Below are 23642 nucleotides of genomic sequence, written 5' to 3' on the forward strand. Positions count from 1 at the left end.
CTCGAGACGAGGCGGGACGCCACGCTCCGGCCGCGACGGCCGGCCGGAGCGCCGAGTCCCCTCCGGACCCGAGCGTCCCGGACTCCTCACCCTGCTCCGCGAGGACGTGCGCACCGCCCGGGAGCGCGACCCCGCCGCCCGGAGCGCGGCGGAGGTCGTCCTCTCCTACCCGGGAGTGCACGCGGTCTGGGTGCACCGCGTCGCGCACGCCTGGTGGCGGCGCGGCCTCCGCCTGCCCGCCCGGCTGCTCAGCCAGGCGGCGCGCGCGGCGACCGGAGTGGAGATCCATCCCGGTGCGACCATCGGCCGGCGCCTGTTCATCGACCACGGCATGGGCGTCGTCATCGGCGAGACCGCGCGGATCGGCGACGACTGCATGCTGTACCACTCCGTCACGCTGGGCGGGAGGTCGGCCCGGCGCGAGCGGCGGCACCCCACGCTCGGCGACCGGGTGGTCGTCGGTGCCGGCGCCGTCGTCCTGGGCCCGCTCGTGCTCGGGTCCGACGTCAGCGTGGGCGCGAACGCCGTCGTGGTGAAGGACGCGCCCGACGGAGCGGTGCTCGTCGGCATCCCGGCCCGCGATCTGCGCGATCAGGGCGGGGAGGAGGACCCGCTCGCCGGGTCCGGCCGCTCCGTCTGACCGGCGGGACGCCTCTCACCGGCGACGCTCAGTCGTCGCCCCGGGGCGTGATGTCGCGCGGGGCGCTCTTGATCTGCGCGAAGGCGTCCAGCGCGTGCGCCCGCGTCTCCTTGAGGTCGACGAGAGGCGCCGGATAGCCGTCCGCGCCTCCGGTCAGCGTGTCCTCGAGCGTCCACGGCTCGTGCACGGCCGCGCCCTCGACGCCGCCCAGCTCGGGCACGTTGTGGCGGATGTACTCGCCGGCCGGGTCGAACTTCTTCGACTGCGTGACCGGGTTGAACACCCGGAAGAACGGTGAGGCATCGGCTCCGGAGCCCGCGACCCACTGCCAGTTCGCGGCGTTGCTCGCCGGGTCCGCGTCGACCAGGGTGTCCCAGAACCACTCCTCGCCCACCCGCCAGTCGACCAGCAGGTTCTTGATCAGGAACGACGCGGTCACCATCCGGACCCGGTTGTGCATGTAGCCGGTGCTCCAGAGCTCACGCATGCCGGCGTCCACCAGCGGGTATCCGGTGCGGCCCTGGTGCCACGCGTCGATCGCCTGCTGGCCGGGGCGCCCCCACGGGAAGGAGTCGAAGCGGGTGTCGAAGTTCGCGGTCGCCAGATCCGGCCAGTGGAACAGCAGGTGGTAGCAGAACTCGCGCCAGAGCACCTCGGAGAGGAACCGGTCGCTGCCGTCGCCGCGGTGCAGGCCCTTCGCGTGCGCCTCCTCCAGGGCGTGCCACACCTGGAAGGGGCTGATCTCGCCCCACCGCAGGTGCGGCGAGAGGTTCGAGGTCGCGTCCTCCGCGGGCCGGTCGCGGCCGTCGGCGTAGTCGTCGAGCTGCTCCGCGAGGAACGCGCGCAGCCGGTCGGCCGCCGCCTTCTCTCCGGGGACCCAGCGCTCGCGCAGCCCTCCCGCCCAGTCGGGACGCGTGGGCAGCAGCTCCCAGTCGTCGAGGGAGTCGGAGGCGATGTCTCCCGTGACGCCGTCGAGCGAGCGGGGGCGGGGGAGTGGCGCGCGCGGCGTCGGCTTCGCACGGCAGGCGCGGGCGAAGGGCGTGTAGACGGAGTAGGGGCCGCCGGCGCCGGTCTGCACGGTCCACGGCTCGAACATCAGCGAGCCCTGGTGGCTCTCGGCCTCGAGGCCGCGGTCGCGGAGCGACTCCTTCACCGCCGCGTCGACGGTGCGCTCGGCCCTCCCGTAGCGGCGGTTCCAGTGCACGGCCCCGGCGCCGATCTCCTCGGCGAGCTGGAGGACGACGGCCTCGGCCGGTCCGCGGCGCAGGATCAGCGGGGCGCCGTGGTCGCGCAGGTCGGCGGCGAGGGCCGCGAGGCTGCCGTGCAGCCACCAGCGGGAGGCGCCCCCGAGCGGACGGATGCCCGCCGACTCCTCGTCGAGCACGTAGCAGACCGCGACGGGACCGCCACGGTCGATCGCGGCGCGCAGGGCGGGGTTGTCGGCCAGGCGCAGGTCGTCGCGGAGCCAGACGAGGGTGGGGGAGGTGTCACTCATGGTGACCCCCATGATCCGGGAGTCCCGCGCCCCGGCGAAGACCTGGCCGGTCGCTGCGGCCCGTGCTAGCGGGGACGGATCAGGAGGAGGCGATGCCGTCGCGGAGCTTGTCGCAGAGTGCGGTCAGCTGCTTCAGCTCGTCCTCGTCGAGGACGCCGCCGACCTGCTCCGAGATGGTCGTCATGTGGGTGAGCGCGACGCGGCGGAAGAGCGCGTAGCCCTCGTCGGTGATCGCGATGATCGTGCCGCGGGCGTCCGCCGGGTCCTCGCTCTTCTCGACGCAGCCGCGGGCGGCGAGCCGGTCGATCAGTCTGCTGACGCTGGGCTGCGTCAGGAGGACGTGCCGGTTCAGGTCGCGCAGCCGTGCGCGCCGGCCGGGCTGCCGGGTGAGATTGAAGAGCACGTCGTACTCGTTCATCGAGATCTCCCGCGAGGGGAACTCGGTGCTCAGGGCTCGCATCACCTGGACCTGGGCGCGGAAGAGCGACTCCCAGGCGGCGACGGCCTCTCTCGACCCCACTGGTCCTCCTTCTCGGCGATCAGGAAGCGGCTCCCTGACATCCAGACGCCGCACAGCCTACGCCGGGGTGCTGGGAGGGGGGGAGTCGGAGGAGCAGGGGCGGGGGAACGACAGAAGGCCGGCCGCTGAGGCGAGCGGCCGGCCTTCGTTCCCTTGCACCAAGAGTGTCCTGCAATCACTTCTCGCGCTTCCCGCCACAGCAAACGGTCGACGCACTTGAACTATATAACGACCTGGTAACGGCGCAACCCTCTCTTTCCTGAATCCTCCCTGAGCTCTCCCCGTCCCGTCCGCCGCCGCGCCCGCCAGCGCTCCGATGGCTCTCTCCCGGCCCAGGACGCCCCGTCTGCTCCCCTCCGACCTCCATCCCGGACTGCAGCCCATCCCGGACCGTCCGCGAACACGAGGAGCACCTCCTGCCCTCGTCCCCCGCCGACGCACCCCGGCCCCGTCATCCAGCCCCGCGAGGCGTGACCCGTCCCGGCACGGCTCCGACCATGCATCGGGCCGTCGAGCAGCCCTCCCCGTTCGAAGGGCGGTCACGCACATCCCCGAGGGCTGAGAGGACTTCCCGCCCTCGAGGCGAACGCGGGAAACGCGTGCCAGCGTTTCCTGCTAGCCGGACGCGACCCGCTCTGCGGAACGCTCCCGCAGGTGGAAGCCGACCGCGGTGAGGAGAGCGCAAGCGCTCTCCTCACAGATCAGAACAGATCCGGCGACGGCGTCGACGCGTAGCGGATGGCGACGTCGGCGTGGCGGTCGAAGCGGTAGCCGACTCCGCGGACGGTGCGCACGATCTCCTCGTAGCGGCCGAGCTTGGCGCGGAGGCGGCGGACGTGGACGTCGATGGTGCGCTCGTTCGGCGCGTCGTCGTCCGCGGCGCCCCAGAGCGAGGCGATGAGCTCGGCGCGCTCGATGGTGCGGCCCTCGCGGAGCACGAGGTACTGGAGGAGCTCGAACTCCTTGTAGGTGAGGGCGGCGGTCTCGTCGTCGAGGATGACGCGCTTGCGGGAGATGTCGATGACGACGCCGCCGGGTGCGCGGTCGAGGTCGGGCTCGGCGTCGGAGCGGCGCTTGGCGACGGCGGCCGGGTCCTGCAGCGCGAGGCGGACCACGTCCACATCGCGGCCGCCGGCGCCCTGCGGGGCGAGGGCGACGGAGGCGTAGGTCTCGGCGTCGGGGGCGAGCTGCGCCGTGACTCGCTTGAGCTCCTCGACCAGGCGGCCGAGGTCGACTCCGGCGGCGCGGGCCTTGGCCTCGTCGATGCCGACGTAGAGGGCGAAGCCGCGGGCCTCGGTGCCCTGCGGGACGGCGCGGAGGCGGGGCGCTGCGGGCGCGACGTCGGCGACGGGCTGGAGGCGGGGCTCCTCGGTCGCGGTGGCGGCGGCCGGGACGGTACGGGTGTGGAGGAGGGTCATGACGAGTCCTTGGCTGGTCGGATCCGGGACGAGTGTCCGAGGGAGCGGATCCGGGTGTGCGATCGAGCCGGCCCGCGGTACGCGGTGGCGGCAGAGACGGATGCGGGGCATCCAGGGGATCGTCCGCGCCTCGGACGCTCAGCCGATCGTGATCAGCGGGCGGAGGCGGTGCGGGGATCCGGCGAGGTCAGTTCCTCATGCACACATTCGACAGCACATGACGGGGCCACCGGCCATCATCATGCCGGCATTCCCGAAGGCCTCGAGGGAGGTCAGGGCGTGCAGGGTGTCAGTCATGTCCGTCAGTAAAGCGGAGGCCGGTGCGGTGCGTCAACACTTCCGTGGGGATGGACGGCGCGTCGGGGGTGGTTCCGGAGCCCGGGAGGAGGTGCGAGCCGGGACGGGGGTCTCGAGACGCCCGTTGCGCGGGCCGCTCGATCACCAGGGGGAGCGGCGCCGGCTGGGCGCGGCGGCGGATCCCGACGCTCGGCCGAGCCGGCCGACCGACACGGCTCAGCGGAGCGCTCCGTTCCGGGGCCCGACGCGAGGCCCGCCCGTCCGGGGGCCGGCGGGCTCAGCCCGCGAGGCCGTAGAGGCGGTCGCCCGCGTCGCCGAGGCCGGGGACGATGTAGCCGAGCTCGTTGAGCTTCTCGTCGAGGGAGCCGAGGACGATGGTCACGTCGCGGTCGCCGAAGGCCTTCTCGACGGCGGCCAGGCCCTCGGGGGCGGCGAGCAGGCAGACGGCGGTGACGTCGACCGCTCCCCGGTCGAAGAGGAACTGGATGGCCGCGACGAGCGAGCCGCCGGTCGCGAGCATCGGGTCGAGGACGAAGCACTGCCGGTTCGACAGGTCGTCGGGGAGGCGCTCCGCGTACGTGGTCGGCTCGAGCGTCTCCTCGTTGCGCGCCATGCCCAGGAAGCCGACCTCGGCGGTCGGGATGAGCTTGACCATGCCCTCGAGCATCCCGAGACCGGCCCGGAGGATCGGGACGACCAGCGGCTGCGGGTCGCTGAGCGCGAGGCCGGTGGTCTGCGTCACGGGGGTCTCGATGGTGACGGTGCGGGTGCGGACGCCGCGAGTGGCCTCGTAGGCGAGGAGCGTCATCAGCTCCTCGGCGAGCTGCCGGAAGGTGGGGGAGGGGGTGCGCTTGTCACGCAGCACGGTGAGCTTGTGGGTGATCAGCGGGTGGTCGGCTACGTGGACGCGCATAAGCTCAATCTACTGGCCGCAGCGGCGCCCCACCGGCCGCAGCGGGCCGCCGCAGGAGGGGGAGCGATGCGCGACAGTGATCTCCGTATCCCCCGCCGCTCCGAGGAGTGGATGGGCCTGGCGCTCGACGAGGCGCGTCGGGCCACGGGCTGGGGCGACGTCCCTGTGGGTGCGGTGGTCGTCGACTCCGAGGGCGAGGTGCTCGGGCTCGGGCGCAACGAGCGCGAGCTGCGGCGGGATCCGACGGCGCACGCCGAGGTGGTCGCGATCCGCGCGGCGGCCGAGGCCCGCGGCGACTGGCATCTCGAGGGCTGCACGCTGGTGGTCACGCTCGAGCCGTGCGTGCTCTGCGCCGGGGCGATCCTGGCGGCGCGGATCGACCGCGTCGTCTTCGGCGCGTGGGACGAGAAGGCGGGCGCCTCAGGATCGGTGCACGACCTCCTCCGCGACCGCCGGCACAACCACGTGGTCGAGGTGTACCCCGGGGTCCGCGCCGCGGAGAGCTCGCGGCTCCTGCTCGACTTCTTCCTCGACCGCCGCTGACGCCGACCGCCGTCGACCCCTCAGCTCGGAGCGCCCAGCCACTCCGTCAGCGCGAGCCGCGTCGCCGCGTGCATCCGCTCGAAGCGCTCCGCCGCGACGTCGGCGTCGAGCACGGCGGCGTCGTAGCCCGCCGCTCCTGCCCATTCCCCGTCGCCCTCGAGCCAGTGCGCGGCCATCGTTCCGGTCAGCTCGGGGTGGAACTGCACGCCGAGGAGCCAGTCCTCCACCGCGAACGCCTGCACCTCGCCGACCGGCGACGACGCCAGCAGCGCCGCTCCGCTCGGCAGCGCGAAGGTGTCGCCGTGCCACTGCATGACGTCGACGCCGGCGAGGTGCCGGAGCGGGGAGCGGGCGCCCTCCTCCGTGAGCACGACCGGGCGGAAGCCGACCTCGCGGGCCGATCCGGGACGGACGGACTCGCCCAGGGCGGCCGCGATCAGCTGCGCTCCGAAGCAGACGCCGAGCGTGGGACGACGGTGGTGCATCCGGTCCTGCAGGAGCGCGATCTCGGGGCTGATGAAGGGGTGCCGCGAGGTCTCGTAGACGCCGGCGCTGGAGCCGAGCGTGACGACGAGGTCGGGAGCGAGGATGTCGATCGCGTCGAGGTCCGTCCCCGCGACGGCGTCGACGGCGAATCCGCGCTCGGTCAGCACCGGCTCGAGCGCGCCGAGCCCGGCACCGCGCTCGTTGACGATCGCCAGGGCCCGGCGCATCTCAGGCGCTCCCGTGCGGCGAGGCCGGCGGGGAGGCGGCGGGCGCAGCGGCGGCGGGCGGAGCGCTCCCCGCGGCTGCCCCTCCCGCCTCCGTCACGACCGGACGGGACGCCGCCGATCCCGCGCGTCCGCGGTCGACGTCGGGCTCGAGGTAGATCGTGGTGGCGGCGGGAACGGCCTCGCGGATCCGCTGCTCGGCTGCGTCGATCCCGGCGGCCACGTGCTCGAGGGTCTCGGCGGCCGGGAAGGCGAGCTTCGCGGCCACGAGGATCTCGTCCGGTCCGAGGTAGAGGGTGCGCATGTGGATGACGCGCTCGACGTCGCGCCCTGCCTCGAGAGCGGCGCGGATCGAGGCGGCGTCGGCGGGAGTCGCCCCCTCGCCGACCAGCAGGCTCTTCGTCTCGACGCCCAGGACGACCGCCACCACGATCAGCAGGGTGCCGATCATGATCGTGCCGATCGCGTCGTAGACCGAGTCGCCGGTGATCACGGTCAGCCCGACTCCGAGCAGCGCGAACGTCAGGCCTGTGAGCGCGGCGACGTCCTCGAGGAGCACCACGGGCAGCTCCGGCGCCTTCGCCCGGCGGATGAACTGGAACCACGACTGCGAGCCGCGGACCCGGTTCGACTCCTTCACTCCGGTGCGCAGCGAGTAGCCCTCGAGGCAGATCGAGATCACGAGGACCAGGATCGGCAGCCAGGCGTTCTCGAGCTCGTGCGGCTCGGCGATCTTCTCGATGCCCTCGTAGAGCGAGAAGACGCCGCCGACGGAGAACAGGATGATCGACACCACGAAGGCGTAGACGTAGCGCTCGCGCCCGTAGCCGAAGGGGTGCTCCTCGTCGGCGGCCTTCCGCGACTTGCGGCCGCCGAGCAGCAGGAGCAGCTGATTGCCGGAGTCGGCGAGCGAGTGCACGCCCTCGGCGAGCATGGAGGCGGATCCGGAGAAGAACCAGGCGACGAACTTCGTCAGGGCGATGCCGAGGTTGGCCGCGAGCGCCGCGATGATCGCGGTGCCGCCTCCGGATGCGCTCACGTGGTCTCCTCGGGCTCGCCGCTGGATGGTCGGGCCATCCTACGAGGCCCCGGACCGGCCCCGGACCCCCTTGCCGCGGGCTCTTCGTAGGATGAGCGGCGTGACCGATGCGCCCGTCCTGCTCCCGTCCATCGCCGTCCTCGGCCTCGGCTCGATGGGAGGCGCGATCCTCCAGGGCCTGCTGGCTCCCGGCGTGCGCGTCGAGGGGGGCGTGCGGGTGACCAACCGCGACTCCGCGAAGGCCGCCGCGTGGGACGGGCACCCGGTGGTGACCGCCTTCGCCACCGCGGACGACCCGGAGGCCAACCGGCGCGCGGTCGAGGGCGCGGCGGTCGTGCTCGTGGCCGTCAAGCCGCACATGGTGCCGGACCTGCTCGACGAGATCGCCGACGCGCTCGCCCCGGGCGCGGTCGTCGTCTCCGTCGCCGCCGGCGTGACCTCGGCCACGTTCGAGCGGCACCTGCCCGCGTCGGTCGCCGTGCTCCGCTCGATGCCGAACACTCCCGCGGTCGTGGGCCGCGCCGTCACCGGCCTCAGCGCCGGCACGCGGTCCGGCGACGAGGACCTGGCGCTCGTGCGCCGCCTGTTCGAGACGGTCGGCGAGGTGGTCGAGGTGCCGGAGTCGCAGCTCGACGCGCTCTCGACGATCTCCGGCTCGGGGCCCGCCTACGTGTTCCTGCTGATCGAGGAGCTCATCGCGGCCGCTGTCGCGAAGGGCTTCACTCCGGAGCAGGCGTCGACGATGGTGGTCGGCACGTTCCGCGGCGCGGCGGAGCTGCTCGCCCACTCCGGCGAGGAGCCCGCGGAGCTGCGCCGCCGGGTCACCAGCCCGAAGGGCACCACCGAGCGGGCCGTCGCGGTCCTCCAGGAGGCCGACCTCGCCGCGCTCTTCACGCGGGCGACCGACGCCGCCCTGGCGCGCGCCCGCGAGCTCGCCGCGTCCTGACTCCGGCCTCCTCTCCGCGAGATGCCACTTGTGTACGCGACACGCCGGAGGGGGCGTACCGAAGTGGCATCTCGCGGAGGAGGAGGGGAGGGGCGGGTCAGGAGCCGAGGGCCGCGAACCGCTCGATGTCGCTGGGTGTGCCGCTGACCACGATGAGGTCGTGGTTCGAGACGACGGTCTGCTCGGTCGCGTAGGTGAAGGGCTTGCCCGGGCTCTTGACGCCGACGACGGTCACGCGGTGCTTGCGGCGCACGCCCGACTCCGTGAGCGTCAGCCCCCGGATCGGCTTGGGCGGGTACATCTTCGCGAGCACGAAATCGTCGTCGAACTCGATGAAGTCGAGCATGCGGCCCGAGACCAGGTGCGCGACGCGCTCGCCCGCCTCCGCCTCGGGGTAGATCACGTGGTTCGCGCCGATCCGCTCGAGGATCTTGCCGTGCGAGCGCGAGATCGCCTTCGCCCAGATCTGCGGGATCTTGAGGTCGACGAGGTTCGCCGTGATCAGCACGGACGCCTCGATCGAGGAGCCGACCGCGACGACGGCGACCTGGAAGTCCTGCGCGCCGATCTGCGCGAGCGCGTCGAGCGAGCGGGCGTCGGCCTGCACCGCGTGGGTGACCCGCTCCGACCACTTCTGCACGAGACCGGCGTCGGCGTCGATGGCGAGCACCTCGCGGTCGAGGCGGTCGAGCTGGCCGGCCGTGGCGGCTCCGAAGCGCCCGAGGCCGATCACCAGCACCGGGGCGTCGTACCTGATGCGGTCAACCAACGATGGGCCTCTCTTCCGGTCGTCTGAACAACTGCCTCCGCTGGCTCGCGGCGAGCGCGGCGGCGAGAGTCACGGTACCAACGCGTCCCATGAACATCGTCAGCGCGAGGATGTAGACCCCGGACGGCGGCAGCTCCGCGGTGAGCCCCGTCGAGAGCCCGGAGGTCGCGAAGGCCGAGATCACGTCGAAGAGCACGTGGTCGAGGGGCGCCTTGGTGATGTGAAGGATCAGGACGCTCGACACGGCGACCGTCGTCGCGCCCCACAGCACGACCGAGACGGCCAGGCGCAGGACGTCGTTCGGGATCCGGCGGCCGAAGGCCTCCATGTCGTTGTTGCCGCGGGCCTCGGCGAAGGCGGCCAGGAAGAGGATCGCGAGGGTCGTGACCTTGATCCCGCCGGCCGTGGAGGCCGATCCTCCGCCGATGAACATCAGCATGTCCGTCACGAGCAGGCTCGAGCCGTTCAAGTCGGGGACCGAGATCGTCGAGAAGCCGCCCGACCGCGTCATCGTCGAGAGGAAGAAGGACTGGAAGACGGTGTCCCCCGCATCGAGGCTGCCGAAGGTCCTCGGATTGTCGAACTCCAGCACGATGTAGAGGACGGCCCCGGCGACAAGCAGGATCAGGGAGGTGACCAGCGTCAGCTTCACGTGGACCGACCACTTGCGCGGGCGCCGCCAGCCGCGGGAGAAGGCGTAGATGACGGGGAAGCCGATCGAGCCGAGGAAGACGCCGAGCATCAGGATGCCGAGGAACCAGTAGTCGTCCTCGAACGGGGTGAGGCCTGCGGCGTTCGGAGCGAAGCCGGTGTTCGTGAACGCCATCGCGGAGTAGTAGAAGGAGTGCCAGACGGCCTCGCCGATCGGGATCCCGTCGATCAGCATCCGCGGGAACAGCAGCAGCGCGACGATGATCTCGATCGCGGCGGCGCTGATCGCGACGGTGGCGAGCAGTCCGCCGATCTCGCCCAGGCGCACGGCCTGGCCCTCGGCGACGGGGCCGGAGTGGATCCGCAGCGGGTTCGAGTCGCTGGCGACCATGAGCTTCGCTCGGAGGCCGAGGCGGCGCGAGATCGCCAGGCCCATGATCGAGGCGAGCGTCAGCACCCCCAGAGCGCCGATGTTCACGCCGACGAAGACGATCGAGTGGCCGAACGCCGACCAGTGCGTCGCCATGTCGACCGTCGCGAGGCCGGTCACGCAGATCACCGACATCGCGGTGAAGAAGGCGTCGTGCAGCGGAGTGACGGTGCCCGTGGTGCTCGACACCGGCAGCGAGAACAGCAGGGTGAAGACGAGCACGAGCGCCGAGAAGATGAGGATGGCGAAGCGGGACGGCGAGCGTCCGGCGAAGTCGTCGATGAGGTCGCGGGCCCGCTCGAACCCCGACCAGGGGGAGACGGGCGAGACGCCCACGGGGCTGCGGAACTGCTGCCGAACCACCACGGCGGATCCTCCACTCGATCGCGGCCATGCTACCCGCTCGGTGCCGGGCCCCCGGGGCGCTGACTAGCCTGGGCGCATGGCTGACATCTTCGGGGTGATCGCGGACGGGACCCGCCGGGACATCCTCGCCCTGCTGCTCGAGCAGCGGCGGGACGGCTCGGCCGAGGGCATGAGCGTGTCGCGGATCGTGGCGCGCCTCGAGCTGAGCCAGCCGACCGTCTCCAAGCACCTCAAGGTGCTGCGCGAGACCGGCCTCGTCACGGTGCGCGAGAGCGGACAGCACCGCTTCTACGCGCTCGAGTACGCGCCGCTGGCGGAGGTCGAGGACTGGCTGCTGCCCTTCCTCGCCGAGGACGAGGCGGCCGGCGCCCTGCTCGACGCTCCGACCGCGGCCCGGGCGGAGTCGCTGGGCCGGGCCCTCGCCGAGCGCACCCACCAGGTCAGCACCGTGGTGCAGGACATCCAGCGAGGCGTCAGCGAGGGAGCGACGAAGGTCGCGGAGGCGCTGCGCATCCGCAAGTGAGGGCGCCGAGGAGCCGGAACCGGTGGAGCCCCGGGTCGTGTAAGCTCGCGGGAGCCAGTTTTTCGTAAGCGGCCGCCCGTCGGGCGGTCGACCCCCTGAACGTTGTGAGGTCTTCGTGGGTTCTGTCATCAAGAAGCGTCGCAAGCGTATGGCGAAGAAGAAGCACCGCAAGCTGCTTCGCAAGACTCGCCACCAGCGTCGCAACAAGAAGTAGGCTCGCGCCTCTTCCCACTCGAGCGTCCGCCCTTCCGGGGTCGGGCGCTCGTCTGCGTTCACGGGGCGGTCCCGTCGGCGCTCGCCGTCCCGGCGCCCGTCGCCGCGGCCGCCGTACACTGACCGCATGGTGGACGTGGAGCTGACGCTCGTGGGCAAGCCGGGCTGTCATCTCTGCGACGACGCGCGGACCGTGGTCGAGCAGGTGGTCGCCGATCTGGGCGGCGAGGCGTCGGTCGCCGTCTCGGAGGTGTCGATCCTCGACGATCCGGAGCTGCACGAGCGCTTCGTCGAGGAGATCCCGGTGGTGCTGATCGACGGGCGCGTCCACACCTTCTGGCGGGTCGATCCCGCGCGGCTGCGCCGAGCTCTCCTCGCCCGCGGATGAGCGTCGACCGGGCCGTTCGGATGGATGCACGGCCGAGACGTCCCTCTGACGGGGGACAACACGGCTCGCGATGGCTCGTCTCTCGCCCGTACCCTCGTGAGGGGGGAGTGCGCTCCTCCGTGCGCGGACGCAGATCGTCGCCCGTGGAGGAAGGAACCGCCATGCCGTCATCCCGCCGACTCGCCCTGCCCGCCGCCGCTCTCGCGGCGCTCGTGCTCGGCCTGGCCCTCCCTGGAGCGGCCGTCGCGGCCCCCGCCGCCTCGACGGTCTCGACCACGGTCGAGCAGCCGGCCGCGACGACGGTCCCCGGCGTGCCGGAGGATCCCGAGCAGCCGGGCGACGGCGGCTCCGACCCCGTCCCGGGCGTCCCCGAGGAGCCCTCCGTCCCCGGAGTGCCCGAGGTGCCGGTGGAGCCCGAGCAGCCCGCTCCCGTCGATCCCGCGCCCGTGGACCCCGCGCCGGTCGATCCGGCACCGGTCGACCCGGCACCGGTCGACCCCGCGCCCCAGCAGCCGAGCCAGCCCTCCACCGGCGGCGGATCGACCGGCGGCGGCCAGCAGGGCGGCTCCGGCGGCGGCCAGCCCTCCACCGGCGGCGGATCGTCCTCCGGCGGCACAGGCTCCGGCGGCGGCACCACGGGCGGCACCTCCACGGGCGGAGGAACGTCCGGCGGCACCTCCGGCGGCGGGACCACCTCCGGCACCACCACGTCCGGCACGGCCGGCTCCTCCGGTGCGGGCGCCGTCACTCCGGCGGCGTCGGCCCCCGGACGCACCGAGCTCGGCACCTCGACCGAGGGCGCGAAGCCGGCGGCGGGCACCGCGACCGCCGATGTCTTCCTCACCCGCGAGCTCGCCGTCCAGCCGGAGGCGCTCACCGTCGAGCTCGCCCGCTTCTACGGCGTCGGCTTCTCGTACACCGGCTTCGCGAGCGGCGAGGCCGTCTCGGCGGTCCTCCGCGACCCGAACGGCACCAAGACCCCGCTGACCCTCGAGGCGGGGAGCGGCACCGCCACCGTGCCGACCGCGCTGATCACCAAGTCGGGCGCCTTCACGGTCGACCTCACGGGCGACCAGGGCTCCGCCGCCAAGGTCGTCTTCCGGCTCGCGGCGTCCTCCGGCAACGGCCTCCTGCTCGAGCCGCGCGAGCTCGGCGACGGCAGCACCGAGGCGCCCCGCGGCGCCGTCTGGGGCTTCGACGCCGACGAGGAGGTCGCCGTGGGCGCCTTCGAGACCTCCGGGGCCCGCGCCGACCTGGCCGCCGGCGACGTCGCCGTGCAGTCCGACGCCATCGGCTGGGCCGAGCTGGCACTGGGCGACGCGGTCGTCGCCGACCCCGATCCCTCCGTCTACTGCGTCGTCGCCTTCGGCCGCGAGTCGCACCGCACCGCGGCCGTGACCGTCTCCTACCGCGACAGCGACACCACGGCCGCGCCGTGGGAGGCGCAGCAGGTCTGCGGCACCGCGATCAGCGCCGCACGCACCGCCTTCATCAGCACGGCCGCCTCGGCGGGACCGGCCGGCATCACTCCGACCGCCGCGCTGATGATCGGCGGCGGGGCCGTCGTCGCGTCCCTCGTCGCCTGCGCGGCCGTCCTGGTCGTCATGCGTCGTCGGCGCATGAACACGGACCTCTTCATCGGCGGACCGCTCCCGCGCACGCAGAGCGACTGACCCGTCCCGAGGACGACGGAAGGCCCGCGGGACGCGATCCCGCGGGCCTTCCCTCGTCCTCTGCCGGTGCTCAGCCGGCTGCGGTGAAGCGGAGCAGGATCGTCCGCGCCTCCGGCCGCAGCTGGAAGTCGGGCCACACGTCCGGACCGCACGCGCGCGAGCCCAGGCCGTGCTGGGCGGCGTCGATCACGAGGACCGCGCGCTCCGACTCCGGCAGCTCGTGCGGGTGCGCGGCGGACGTGATCTCCTGCGGCGTGTGCCGCGCCAGGGTGAAGCCGGGGAGGCGCCCGTGCAGGTCGCGCGCGGCCTCGATGCGGAGCCGGGGCGAGCCCGCGTCCATCAGCGTCAGCTCGCGCACGCTGCTGCGGTGACCGCTCTCCTGAGGGCGGGAGTAGGGAGTCGTCAGCCGGTCCATCGCCGCCGTGAAGCGCCCCACCCGCGCGGCCCGGAGGCTGTCGGGGTAGGACTCGAGCGGGCCGGTGCCGAACCACTCCGCGCCGTCGATCGACGCGGGCAGGTCGATCCGGATGCCCAGTCGCGGCCACACGGAGTCCCAGCCCCGGGTCGGCACGAGATCGACGCGGAGGACCGTGCTCTCGCCGTCGACGCTCCAGCGCTCCTCCATCAGGAGTCCTGCGTCGAGGTCCGCGGCCGAGAAGCGGGTCACGCGGCGGAGACCGGCGGAGGCGTCCACCTCCTGCACGCGGCCGACCAGGCGGTCGAGTCCGGCCTCGCGCCAGCGGGCGGCGGAGGAGGGGGCCGGGGTCCCGCGGCCGTCGCCGTCGAAGGGGTCGCCGGCGACGTAGCCGGGGAAGCCCTCGCCCTCGTCGTTGTCGGTCGGGGCGCGCCAGAGCTCGGCGCGCGGTCCGTCGACGGGCAGGCCCGCGAGAGAGGAGAGCCGGCCGTCGCGGAACCGCGCGACTCCGAGCGCACCGCCCTCGAGCGGCGGGGCGGAGCGGACGGCTCGGGTCCATGCGGGCACCGCCGAGGGGGCGGCGAGGAGGTGCTGACCGGTGGAGAGCACGTGGCCCTCCTCCGCCCAGGCGGTCGTGGCGTCGAGGACCGCGTCGACGGTGAGCCAGGTCTCGCCGCCGGGGCGCACCTCGAGCGGAGGGAGCTCCACGTGCACGGCGTCGCCGGCCGCGATCACCGGGGCGTCGAGCACTCCCTCCGCGGTGACCCGCCCGTCCCGCTCGACCCGCCACGCGAAGCGCAGATCGGCGGTGGAGGCGTCGTGCCGGCGGTTCTCGATGACGACGCCGTCGCCGCGGACCGTGAGGCGCACCGGGGCGACGATCTGCTTCCACTCGAACAGGCCCGGGCTGGGCGTGCCGTCGGAGAGCACCATGCCGTCCATCACGAAGTTGCCGTCGTGCACCACCTCGCCGAAGTCGCCGCCGTACGCGTAGTACTCGACGCCGTCCGGCGTGCGCGCCCGCAGGCCGTGGTCGCGCCACTCCCAGACGAAGCCGCCGTGCAGCCGCGGGAAGCGGTCGACGAGGTCCTCGTACTGGTCGATCGCTCCCGGGCCGTTGCCCATCGCGTGCACGTACTCGCAGAGCAGGAAGGGCTTGGAGCGCTGCCGCGCGGACTCGCCGGGGGAGCAGCCGAGCAGCGGAGTGAGCGAGCCGTCGGTGCCGATCCGCTCGGTCTCGGGGATCGAGGAGTACATCCGCGAGTACACGTCGGTGTAGGCGCCGGTGTAGTCGCCCTCGTAGTGGACGGGGCGCTCCGGGTCGCGCCCGTGCACCCAGGCGGACATCGCGGCGAGGTTCGCGCCGGTGCCCGCCTCGTTGCCGAGGGACCAGAGCACGATGCTCGGATGGTTCTTGTCGCGCTCGACGGTCCGCTCGATGCGATCGAGGTACGCCTCGCGCCACGCGGGGTCGTCGCTGGGGTTGCCGGCCCAGCCGACGCGCTCGAACCCGTGGGTCTCGAGATCGCACTCGAGGACCACCCAGAAGCCGAGCTCGTCGGCGAGGTCGAGCAGACGCGGGTGCGGGGGGTAGTGGCTGGTGCGGATGGCGTTCACGTTGAAGCGCTTCATCATCGCGAGGTCCTCGCGGGCGGAGTCCTCGTCGAACGCGCGGCCGCGGTCGGGGTGCGTCTCGTGGCGGTTGACGCCGTGGAAGACGACGCGCTCGCCGTTGACCAGGAAGCGGTCGCCGCGGATCTCGACCGTGCGGAAGCCGAGCCGGAGCGAGACCGTCTCCCCGGCCGAGGCGAGGGTGGCGTCGTAGAGGCGCGGAGCCTCCGCCGACCACGGCTCGACCTCGGGGACCTCGATCGCGGCGATCTCCTCCGCCGAGGCCCAGACCGTCTCGATCCCGAGACCGGGCACGCGCAGCGTCAACGGGAACGCGTCGGCCGCGGCGGTCACCTCCGCCTCGATGCGGCCCGCGCCGCCGGCGAAGGAGGAGCGCAGCCACACGTCCTCGATCCCGCCGACGGGGCGCGCGAGCAGGTGCACCGAGCGGAAGATCCCCGGCAGCCACCACTGGTCCTGGTCCTCCACGTAGCTCGAGGCCGACCACTGGTGCACGCGGACCACGACGAGGTTCTCGCCCGGGCGGACGACGCCGGTGACGTCGAACTCCTGCGCGAGCCGGCTGCCGGAGCCGATCCCGATCTCGACGCCGTTGACCCAGACGCGGTAGCGGGACTCGACCCCGTCGAAGCGCAGGACGACCGCCTCGGCGGAGTCCCACTCCTCCGGTACCACGACGGTGCGGCGGTAGTCGCCCGTCGGGTTCGCGTCCGGCACGAACGGCGGCTCGGTCGGGAACGGGAACTGCACGTTCGTGTAGGCCGGCAGTCCGTAGCGCCCGTCGCCCTGCAGCACCCAGTGCGAGGGCACCGGCATCAGGTCCCAGCCGGAGTCGTCGAACGACTCGTCCCCGACGGCGTCCACGCCCTCGCCCTCCGGCAGCACGCCGGCGCCGCCCGGGGTCCCCGGAGCGGCGGGGAGCAGGCGGAAGCGCCACTCCCCGTCCAGCGGGAGCGCCGGGGCGTCGGTGTGCAGCCACGAGCGCGCGGCCCGGCGGCGGCCGGAGCCCGGTCCGGTGTCCGTCAGGTAGTGGGAGGTCGTCGGGGGAGTCGTCACTTCACGGAGCCTTCCGTCAGGCCGCCGCGCCAGAAGCGCTGCAGCACGATCATGGCGATGGCGAGCGGGATGATCGACAGCAGGACGCCGCCGGTCGTCAGCTCGTAGAACTCGGGCAGGCGATCGACCTGTCCGAGCCAGTTGTTCAGTCCCAGTGTGATCGGGAACAGGTTCGTGTCCGAGAGCATCACCAGAGGCAGGAAGTAGTTGTTCCAGATCCCGACCAGCTGGAAGAGGAACACGGTGACCAGCGCGGGCGTCAGGATGCGCAGCCCGAGCGTGTGGAAGATCCGCAGCTCCCCGGCGCCGTCGATGCGCGCCGCCTCGATGATCGCGGTGTCCACCGTCGCCTGAGCGTAGATCCGGCAGAGGAACAGCCCGAACGGCGAGACGAGCGAGGGGATCAGCACGCTCCAGTAGGTGTTCGCGATGCCCATCTGGCTGAAGAGCAGGAACAGCGGCAGAGCGGTCGCGGTGCCCGGCACCAGGACGCCCGCGAGGATCGTCCCGAACACCAGCCTGCTGCCGCGGAACTCGTACTTGGCCAGCGCGTAGCCGCCCGCTGCGGCGAGGTAGGTCGCGAGCAGGGCGCCCACTCCGGCGTAGAGGACGGAGTTGAGGAACCAGCGGACGAAGATGCCGTCACCGTAGGTCAGCACCTGCGTCAGGTTGTCCCAGAGCGCGAAGGTCGGGGCGAACCAGAAGCCGTAGGTGGCGAAGAGGTCCTCCGTGGTCTTGGTCGCCGCGACGACGACCCAGTACACCGGGATGAGGAAGTAGACCGCCACGACGACGAGGATCGCGGTGACGATGATGGTCGAGGCGCGGTTGCGGCCGGCCGAGCGGTCGGGCCCGCGACCGGCCTTCACGGGGCGGTCGGCGGTGACGACTCCGGTGGTCGTGGTCGGCGGGGTCTCGGTGCGGCTCATGACGACCTCCTGTTCGAGATCGAGAGGAACGTGAAGGAGAGCAGGAACGCGACCAGCGCGATCAGGACGGCCTGGGCGGCGGCGACGTTGTAGTCGTTGTAGGCGAAGGCCGTGGTGTACGCGCTGAGGTTCGGGGTGTACTGGCTGTCGATCGCCGGTGCGACGGTCTTCAGCACCTGCGCCTCCGCGAACAGCTGGAGCGTGCCGATGATCGAGAAGATCGTCGTCAGCACGAGCGCGGGGCGGATGAGCGGCAGCTGGATGCTGCGCGCGACGCGCCAGGTGGAGGCGCCGTCGACCTTCGCGGCCTCGTAGAGCTCGACCGGGATCGCCTTGAGCTGGGCGACGATGATCAGCATGTTGTAGCCGGTGTAGCTCCAGAGCGAGATGTTGGCGATCGACCAGAGCACCGTGTCCGCGCCGAGGAAGTCGGGCTGGAGCCCGACCACGTTCGCCGCGTCGATGAGCGGGCTGAGGCCCGGCACGTAGAGGAACGACCAGAGGATCGTCGCGATCACTCCGGGCACGCCGTAGGGGAGGAAGTAGGCCGCCCGGAAGAACCCCGGGAACCTCGCCGACGCCGACTCGAGCATCAGCGCGAGGACCGTGCAGAAGGCGATCATCACCGGCACCTGGACGACGCCGAAGAGGAACATCCGCCCGATGGAGGCGATGAAGTTGCCGTCCGCGAGGGCCTGCGCGTAGTTGTCGAAGCCCGCGAAGCCGCTGGTCACGCCGGCCTCGCCGAAGAGGCCGGAGCGCGTCACCTTCGTGAAGCTGGAGCCGACGGCGACGACGATCGGAACGATGAACGTGAGGACGAACAGAGCGAGGAAGGGGCCGAGGAGGATCCACGGGGCGCGGGCGACCGCGCGGCTGCGCCGGGGCGCGCCCGGCTTCCGCGTGGCGGCCGCGACCGCGGCGGCGGCGGCGGAGGTCGTGGTGGTCATGCGGAGGCCCTCCTGATGCTCAGGCCCTTGTTCTCGAAGACCGTGATGATCTGCTGCTCGGCCTCGGCGACCGCGTCCACGAGCGAGAGCCCGGACGCCTTCTTCCGGAAGCCGTCGCTGAGGATGTTGAAGGACTGCTGCGTGACGGGCCACCAGGACCAGTCGGGGTTCTGCTCCTTCGACGCGGGCACGAGGACGTCCTCGTTGTAGTTCTGTCCGCTGAAGAAGTCGCTCGGACCCTTGCGGGCCGTGCCGATCTCGCCGACCGCGGGCGACCAGCCGATGCCGCTGTTGGCGATCATCGCGTCGATGCCCTCCTGCGTGGTGGTCATCCAGACGGCGAACTCGATCGCCTCCTCCGGGTGCTTGCTGCTCGAGAACACCGCCGCGGTCGATCCGCCGAGGAAGCTCGAGCCGAAGCCGGTGCCGCCCCAGACGGGCATGGGAGCCGCGCGCCACTTGCCCGCGCCTCCGCTGACCCCCTCGATCAGGGCGTCGCCCCAGCTGCCGGTGGCGCAGGAGGCGATGCCGCCCTTCGCCGCGGCCGCGAACCACGCGGGGGAGTAGGCGCCGTAGCCGGTCTGCACCAGGTCCTGGTCGATGGCCGTGTCGAAGAAGGAGGCGACGCGCGTCGTGGCGTCGTCGGTCATGTCGATGACCCAGCCGTCCTCCTCCGGGCGCAGCCACTGCGCGCCGGCCTGCGTCGCGAACGCGGCGAAGACCGAGGCGTCGGCGAGCGGGAAGCAGTCGATGTAGGAGCCGGCTCCGCGCAGCTCCGTCGCCACTTCGGCCCAGTCGTCCCAGGTCGTCGGCGGCTCCGCGCCCACCTTCCCGAACACCTCGGGTTGGTAGAAGAGCGCCATCGGGCCGCTGTCCTGCGGGATCCCGTAGACGCCGCCGGTGTAGCTGACCTGGCCCCAGAGGGTGGGGTCGTACAGGTCCCGGTACTGCTCGACGCCGTACCGGGTGAGGTCCACGAGGCCGTTGACGAGCATGAACTCGGGGACGGAGCGGATCTCGACCTGGCCGAGGTCGGGCCCGCCGCCCGCGGCGAGGGCCGAGTAGAGCTTCTGGTACCCGCCCGCGTTGCCGCCGGGGATCCAGACGGCCTCGACCTGGATCTCGGGGTGCGAGGCGTTCCAGACGTCGCAGACCTTCTGCAGGTCCTTCAGCCAGCCCCAGTACTGCAGGCGGACCGGGCCGGTGGCCGGGGCGATCGTCGGCGCCGTGTTGACCGAGACGGTGCCCGGTGTCGCGCAGGCCGTCAGGCTCCCGAGGGCCGCGGTGCCGAGACCGGCGGCGATGAGCTGTCTCCGGGTGAACGGATGCATCTTCCCTCACTTCGTCGTGGTGGAGAGCCGGGGAGTCTCACCCGGCGATGACCGGGACGCTACCACGAATTCGAGTAGGTACTCGAAATTGGCGCCACTGCTCCTCCGCCGCCGCTACGCTGGCCGTTCGAGGGCACGGCGAGGCGCCCTCATCGCTGAGGAGGGGTCGATGGCGGAGGCGACGAGGCGACGCGGCCCGTACGCGAAGTCGGCCGAGCGCCGCCGCGCCATCATCGAGGCCGCCCACCAGGTCTTCGCCGCGCGGGGCTACGCCCGCGGCTCCCTCCAGGAGGTCGCCGACCGCGTCGGGCTCAGCCAGACGAGCCTCCTGCACTACTTCCCGTCGAAGACCGACCTGCTCTTCGCGGTCCTCGAGCACCGCGATCTGATCACGGGGGACGGCTCCTCGCCGCCCGACCCGGAGGAGGGGCTGGTCGCCGGCGTCCTGCGGCAGACCCGCTACAACGAGACGGCGCCGGGAGTGATCGAGCTGTACGCCGTGCTCTGCGGCGAGTCGACGACGCAGGAGCACCCGGGGCGCGACTTCTTCGCCGCGCGGTTCCGCCGGCTCCGGAGCGAGTACGCGGCCGAGCTGCGCGAGCTCCAGGCCGCCGGGCGCCTGCGCGAGGGGTCGGATCCGGAGCGGGTGGCGGCGTCGATCATCGCGCTCTGGGACGGCGTGCAGCTGCAGTGGCTGCTCGAGCGCGACGCGGTGGACATGGTGGCCTGCCTGGCCGACTACCTCGACCTCGTGGTGCTGCCGGCTCCCTAGCGGGTGACGCGAGGGAACCCCGGCCCGTCGAGGGAACCAGCTGCTGCTGGCGGCCTCGACGGTCCGGGGTTCCCTCGACCGGGGTCCGCGCCTAGGGCAGCAGGCGGGTCGGGCCGCGGAACAGGTAGGTGACCTCGCGGAGGTTCGCCTGGTTCAGCATCAGCATGATCACGCGTGAGAGGCCCATGCCGAAGCCGCCGTGCGGCGGGACGCCGTAGCGGAAGAAGTCGAGGTAGAACTCGAGCTCCTCCGGCTCCAGGCCCTTCTCGCGGGCCTGCTCGACGAGGACGTCGACGCGGTGCTCGCGCTGCGCTCCCGTCGAGATCTCGACGCCGTTGTAGATGAGGTCGTAGCTGTTGGTGATCGTCCCGTCGCCCTCGCGGCGCATGTGGTAGAACGGCCGGATGCTCGACGCGTAGTCGGTGAGGAACACGAAGTCGTGCCCGAACTCCTCCTGCACGTAGGCCGCGATGCGGCGCTCGCCCTCGGGGTCCATGTCGTCGTCGGCGCGAGGCACCTCGTAGCCGCGCTCGGCGACGATGCGCTTGGCCTCGGCGAGCGGGATGCGCGGGAACGGCGTGGTCGGGACGGTCAGGTCGATGTCGAAGAGCGCCTTGACCTCGGCGCCGTGCTTCTCGACGACGGCGGTCAGGCCGGCGACCATCAGCTGCTCGTGCAGCTCCATCACGTCCTCGTGCGAGTCGATCCAGGAGACCTCGGCGTCGACGCTCGTGAACTCGGTCGCGTGACGCGAGGTGAAGCTCGGGTCGGCGCGGAAGGCGGGGCCGACCTCGAAGACCTTGCCGAACCCGGCGGGCTGCGCCATCTGCTTGAAGAACTGCGGGCTCTGCGCGAGGTAGGCCTTCGTCTCGAAGTACTCGACCTCGAAGAGCTCGGCCCGCGACTCCGAGGCGCTCGCCATGAGCTTCGGGGTGTGGATCTCGATGAAGTCGTGCTCGATCCAGTACGTGCGCAGCGCGTGCTCGAACGTGGTCTGCACGCGGGCGATGAGGTTCTGCTCGGGACGGCGCAGGTCGAGGAATCGCCAGTCCATCCGCTTGTCGATGCCGGAGTCGGGCGCGATCGGCGCCTCCGGGACCGACGCGGCGACGACCTCGAGGGTCTCGAGCTTGACCTCGATGCCGCCGAGCTTCACGCGTTCGTCGTGCTTGAGCTGCCCCGTCACGGTGATGAAGGAGCCCTGCGCGAGGCCGGAGATCGCCTCGGTGATCGCGAGCTTCGCCTCCGACGCCGCGTCGCCCTCGACGGCCTCGCGGACCGCGGGGTTCACGAGCTGCACGGCGCCCGACTCGTCGCGGAGGACGACGAACTGCACCTTCTTCTGGTCGCGCACCGTCTCGACCCAGCCGGAGACGCGCACCGGCCCGTCTTCGAGGGCGGCGAGCTTCTTGACGGTGGTTCGGGGGAGGCGGGTCGCGTCGGTCACGGTAGGGGAGTCTACTCGCGAGGGGTCGGCGGGCGTTCGGCTCGGAGGCTACGGCCGGTGCCCCCGAACCATGCGGTGTCTACCGCGGGCGGTGGCTCTGACGAGCGGAAGCGGTTCACGCGGCTGCCGGATACGAAGCCAAGGCCCTCACGTAGAGATCCCGATCCAGTCGGATGTTCGGAGAGAGGCCGAGGCGAGAAGGGCTGAGAACGGTCTGCCACTCCCCGATGAATGGCAGGACCACCACGCCACGCAATCCACGGTTCCATGCGGCCTCGAGCGCCTCTACCACTAGATACTCCGGGGACGTCGGGACGAGCGGCGTCGGTCGACTGACCCGGTTCACCCAATGCTCCATTCTCTCCTGGTCGATTCCCTCGTCACCCCACTCTGCCGACCACTTCGGCGGGTGCTGACTGTGGCGCGGCGCGCCGGGCGTGTTGAGGCTTCGGATGAGCGCCGGATCGATCGTCGTCGCGTCACTGGGCGACTCATACCACTCCGTTCCTCGGCGCCACGCCTGCGACCATCGTCGGGACCACTCTTCTCTCCCTTCGCTCTCCGGGATCTCCGACTCCACGCGATCCACCGCTAGGAGAAGCTCCGGGAAGTGCTCATCTGTCTCCAGATTCCACGCCGCCCGGAGGAAGAGAAGCTCGAGCAAGTGTCGTGGACGCTCATCGACGATGAATGACATTCCTTTCGGCCAGGCGGATGTCCTTTCGCGCCCCGAGCCGTTTCTACCGAATCTCATGCTTCATCCTCATTCTGCCAGCGCTGGACCATGCTCCGGACGCAGATCCGCTGCCGTCTGCGTATCGACGCCTCTCGCGCCGTTGCCGGGCAGTCCTCGCTCACCAGGCGTCGTAAGGAAGGGCAGATGAGCAGGTCAAGCCGTTGTTCAGAATGGCGTAGGAGCCGGCGCGGACCTGTCCGAAGCCGGAGGCGTTGCCGCCGACCGCCTTGAAATGCGTAGCCGACCACGTGGTGGACGCAGCCAGGCCGTTGAAGTCCTCGGACCATGTTCCTGAACTGGTCGCCCCATCGACCTTCCATTCGTGGCCGATGGAGTAGCCGAGAGTGACGGAATAGGCGGTGTAGATGTTGATTCCGGAACTTCCTGCGCGTGTGATGAACAAAGTCGAGGTGCCGCAGTTGCCGGATCTCGTGTCGCGCGCAGCGAGCCCACCACCCGCGATGGCAAGTTCTTCTGCTTCCTTCTTAGCGGCATCGGTCACGGGAATGGACTCGAAGGTACCGTCATCGTGGACGACGATCTGATAGCCGTGCGCCTCAGCGACGGCCGCATCGTAGCCGGACAGTGTCATGGCGGCTGTTTCGTGTTCGACAACCGCAGCGGAGGGTTCGGATGCATCAGCCGGCGCTGCGGAGAGCGCGCCTACTACCCCAACTGTGATGCAGTAGATGAGAAACTTCTTCTTGAAACCGAACACAATGTACCCCCCGGTCAGTGTCTTGCTCTCGACGTCGATGTCGGAGATGGCTTGGTAGCAGCGATTCTAATTCGCATCACGAATACATCAAGTTCCCCAACATGGGGGACTTCTCGAAAATA

General features: G+C 71.6%; 23 protein-coding genes. 8 read left to right on the top strand and 15 right to left on the bottom strand.

Annotated features, from left to right (window positions below; all coding sequences use genetic code 11):
• Positions 1-106 precede the first annotated feature (106 nt).
• Positions 107-640 (top strand): serine O-acetyltransferase EpsC, encoded by a 534-nt coding sequence (epsC, locus tag C5D44_RS04570; protein ID WP_374953938.1) that lies wholly within the window; start codon positions 107-109, stop codon positions 638-640.
• A gap of 28 nt (positions 641-668) precedes the next feature.
• On the opposite strand, the gene C5D44_RS04575 is transcribed toward epsC, so the two are convergent.
• From C5D44_RS04575 to upp, 4 genes are all read right to left on the bottom strand, one after another.
• Positions 669-2135 carry a deoxyribodipyrimidine photo-lyase gene (locus C5D44_RS04575; protein WP_104276665.1) on the bottom strand — a complete coding sequence of 489 codons (1467 nt, stop codon included), beginning with the start codon at positions 2133-2135 and terminating at the stop codon, positions 669-671.
• Positions 2136-2214: 79 nt separating this feature from the next.
• Positions 2215-2595 (bottom strand): MarR family winged helix-turn-helix transcriptional regulator, encoded by a 381-nt coding sequence (locus C5D44_RS04580; protein WP_104276666.1) that lies wholly within the window; start codon positions 2593-2595, stop codon positions 2215-2217.
• A gap of 761 nt (positions 2596-3356) precedes the next feature.
• A complete protein-coding gene (locus C5D44_RS04585; protein WP_104276636.1) occupies positions 3357-4073 on the bottom strand; it encodes a winged helix-turn-helix domain-containing protein in 717 nt (238 codons plus the stop codon).
• A 574-nt stretch (positions 4074-4647) separates the two neighbouring features.
• Positions 4648-5283 carry a uracil phosphoribosyltransferase gene (upp, locus tag C5D44_RS04590; protein ID WP_104224850.1) on the bottom strand — a complete coding sequence of 212 codons (636 nt, stop codon included), beginning with the start codon at positions 5281-5283 and terminating at the stop codon, positions 4648-4650.
• 66 nt (positions 5284-5349) lie between these two features.
• On the opposite strand from upp, the gene C5D44_RS04595 reads away from it, so the two are divergent.
• Complete coding sequence (locus C5D44_RS04595; RefSeq protein ID WP_258065071.1) at positions 5350-5826, top strand: nucleoside deaminase; 477 nt, start codon at positions 5350-5352, stop codon at positions 5824-5826.
• A 20-nt stretch (positions 5827-5846) separates the two neighbouring features.
• Here C5D44_RS04595 and C5D44_RS04600 read toward each other — a convergent pair whose 3' ends face one another.
• Positions 5847-6539, bottom strand: a complete 693-nt coding sequence (locus C5D44_RS04600; protein ID WP_104276637.1) for a gamma-glutamyl-gamma-aminobutyrate hydrolase family protein — start codon at positions 6537-6539, stop codon at positions 5847-5849.
• Between the two features lies 1 nt (position 6540).
• Positions 6541-7575: a cation diffusion facilitator family transporter gene (locus tag C5D44_RS04605; protein WP_104280980.1), complete on the bottom strand. Its 1035-nt coding sequence runs from the start codon at positions 7573-7575 to the stop codon at positions 6541-6543.
• Between the two features lie 91 nt (positions 7576-7666).
• Here C5D44_RS04605 and proC point away from each other — a divergent pair, with 91 nt between their 5' ends.
• Positions 7667-8521, top strand: coding sequence for a pyrroline-5-carboxylate reductase (gene proC, locus C5D44_RS04610; RefSeq protein ID WP_104276639.1), 855 nt, complete (start codon positions 7667-7669; stop codon positions 8519-8521).
• A 97-nt stretch (positions 8522-8618) separates the two neighbouring features.
• On the opposite strand, the gene C5D44_RS04615 is transcribed toward proC, so the two are convergent.
• The gene (locus C5D44_RS04615; protein ID WP_068255410.1) at positions 8619-9290 is read right to left on the bottom strand and encodes a TrkA family potassium uptake protein; all 672 of its coding nucleotides are present in this window, start codon (positions 9288-9290) and stop codon (positions 8619-8621) included.
• Positions 9283-10653, bottom strand: coding sequence for a TrkH family potassium uptake protein (locus C5D44_RS04620; protein ID WP_258067884.1), 1371 nt, complete (start codon positions 10651-10653; stop codon positions 9283-9285). The genes C5D44_RS04615 and C5D44_RS04620 overlap by 8 nt, the downstream gene beginning before the upstream one ends.
• A gap of 160 nt (positions 10654-10813) precedes the next feature.
• Here C5D44_RS04620 and C5D44_RS04625 point away from each other — a divergent pair, with 160 nt between their 5' ends.
• The 4 genes from C5D44_RS04625 to C5D44_RS04640 all read left to right on the top strand — a co-directional run bounded on the left by C5D44_RS04625 (position 10814) and on the right by C5D44_RS04640 (position 13534).
• Positions 10814-11260 carry a helix-turn-helix transcriptional regulator gene (locus C5D44_RS04625; protein ID WP_104224854.1) on the top strand — a complete coding sequence of 149 codons (447 nt, stop codon included), beginning with the start codon at positions 10814-10816 and terminating at the stop codon, positions 11258-11260.
• 115 nt (positions 11261-11375) lie between these two features.
• Positions 11376-11474: a 30S ribosomal protein bS22 gene (locus tag C5D44_RS04630; RefSeq protein WP_003792170.1), complete on the top strand. Its 99-nt coding sequence runs from the start codon at positions 11376-11378 to the stop codon at positions 11472-11474.
• Between the two features lie 126 nt (positions 11475-11600).
• Positions 11601-11861 carry a glutaredoxin family protein gene (locus C5D44_RS04635; protein ID WP_104276640.1) on the top strand — a complete coding sequence of 87 codons (261 nt, stop codon included), beginning with the start codon at positions 11601-11603 and terminating at the stop codon, positions 11859-11861.
• 161 nt (positions 11862-12022) lie between these two features.
• Positions 12023-13534 carry a hypothetical protein gene (locus tag C5D44_RS04640; RefSeq protein WP_104280981.1) on the top strand — a complete coding sequence of 504 codons (1512 nt, stop codon included), beginning with the start codon at positions 12023-12025 and terminating at the stop codon, positions 13532-13534.
• Positions 13535-13604: 70 nt separating this feature from the next.
• Here C5D44_RS04640 and C5D44_RS04645 read toward each other — a convergent pair whose 3' ends face one another.
• Genes C5D44_RS04645 through C5D44_RS04660 form a run of 4 tightly spaced genes read right to left on the bottom strand, consistent with a single transcriptional unit; the run spans position 13605 to position 19847 of the window.
• Positions 13605-16637, bottom strand: coding sequence for a glycoside hydrolase family 2 TIM barrel-domain containing protein (locus tag C5D44_RS04645; protein ID WP_219815321.1), 3033 nt, complete (start codon positions 16635-16637; stop codon positions 13605-13607).
• On the bottom strand, positions 16634-17566 hold the full coding sequence (locus C5D44_RS04650; protein ID WP_104225919.1) for a carbohydrate ABC transporter permease: 933 nt from the start codon (positions 17564-17566) through the stop codon (positions 16634-16636). Before C5D44_RS04650 ends, C5D44_RS04645 begins: the two co-directional genes overlap by 4 nt.
• Positions 17563-18516, bottom strand: coding sequence for a carbohydrate ABC transporter permease (locus C5D44_RS04655; protein ID WP_104280982.1), 954 nt, complete (start codon positions 18514-18516; stop codon positions 17563-17565). Before C5D44_RS04655 ends, C5D44_RS04650 begins: the two co-directional genes overlap by 4 nt.
• A complete protein-coding gene (locus C5D44_RS04660; protein ID WP_104280983.1) occupies positions 18513-19847 on the bottom strand; it encodes an ABC transporter substrate-binding protein in 1335 nt (444 codons plus the stop codon). Before C5D44_RS04660 ends, C5D44_RS04655 begins: the two co-directional genes overlap by 4 nt.
• Before the next feature lie 169 nt (positions 19848-20016).
• On the opposite strand from C5D44_RS04660, the gene C5D44_RS04665 reads away from it, so the two are divergent.
• Positions 20017-20619 carry a TetR/AcrR family transcriptional regulator gene (locus C5D44_RS04665; RefSeq protein WP_104280984.1) on the top strand — a complete coding sequence of 201 codons (603 nt, stop codon included), beginning with the start codon at positions 20017-20019 and terminating at the stop codon, positions 20617-20619.
• Positions 20620-20710: 91 nt separating this feature from the next.
• Here the strand turns inward: C5D44_RS04665 and aspS are convergent, their stop codons facing one another.
• The 3 genes from aspS to C5D44_RS04680 form a co-directional block, all read right to left on the bottom strand.
• The gene (aspS, locus tag C5D44_RS04670; protein WP_258067879.1) at positions 20711-22066 is read right to left on the bottom strand and encodes an aspartate--tRNA(Asn) ligase; all 1356 of its coding nucleotides are present in this window, start codon (positions 22064-22066) and stop codon (positions 20711-20713) included.
• Positions 22067-22181: 115 nt separating this feature from the next.
• The gene (locus tag C5D44_RS04675) at positions 22182-22820 is read right to left on the bottom strand and encodes a hypothetical protein (RefSeq protein ID WP_146087973.1); all 639 of its coding nucleotides are present in this window, start codon (positions 22818-22820) and stop codon (positions 22182-22184) included.
• Between the two features lie 100 nt (positions 22821-22920).
• Entirely contained in the window at positions 22921-23520 is a 600-nt protein-coding gene (locus C5D44_RS04680; RefSeq protein ID WP_146082542.1) for a hypothetical protein, read from the bottom strand.
• Between the last annotated feature and the right edge of the window lie 122 nt (positions 23521-23642).

It is taken from the genome of Rathayibacter sp. AY1B5, assembly GCF_002932795.1.
In the GTDB taxonomy this organism is placed as follows: Bacteria; Actinomycetota; Actinomycetes; order Actinomycetales; family Microbacteriaceae; genus Rathayibacter.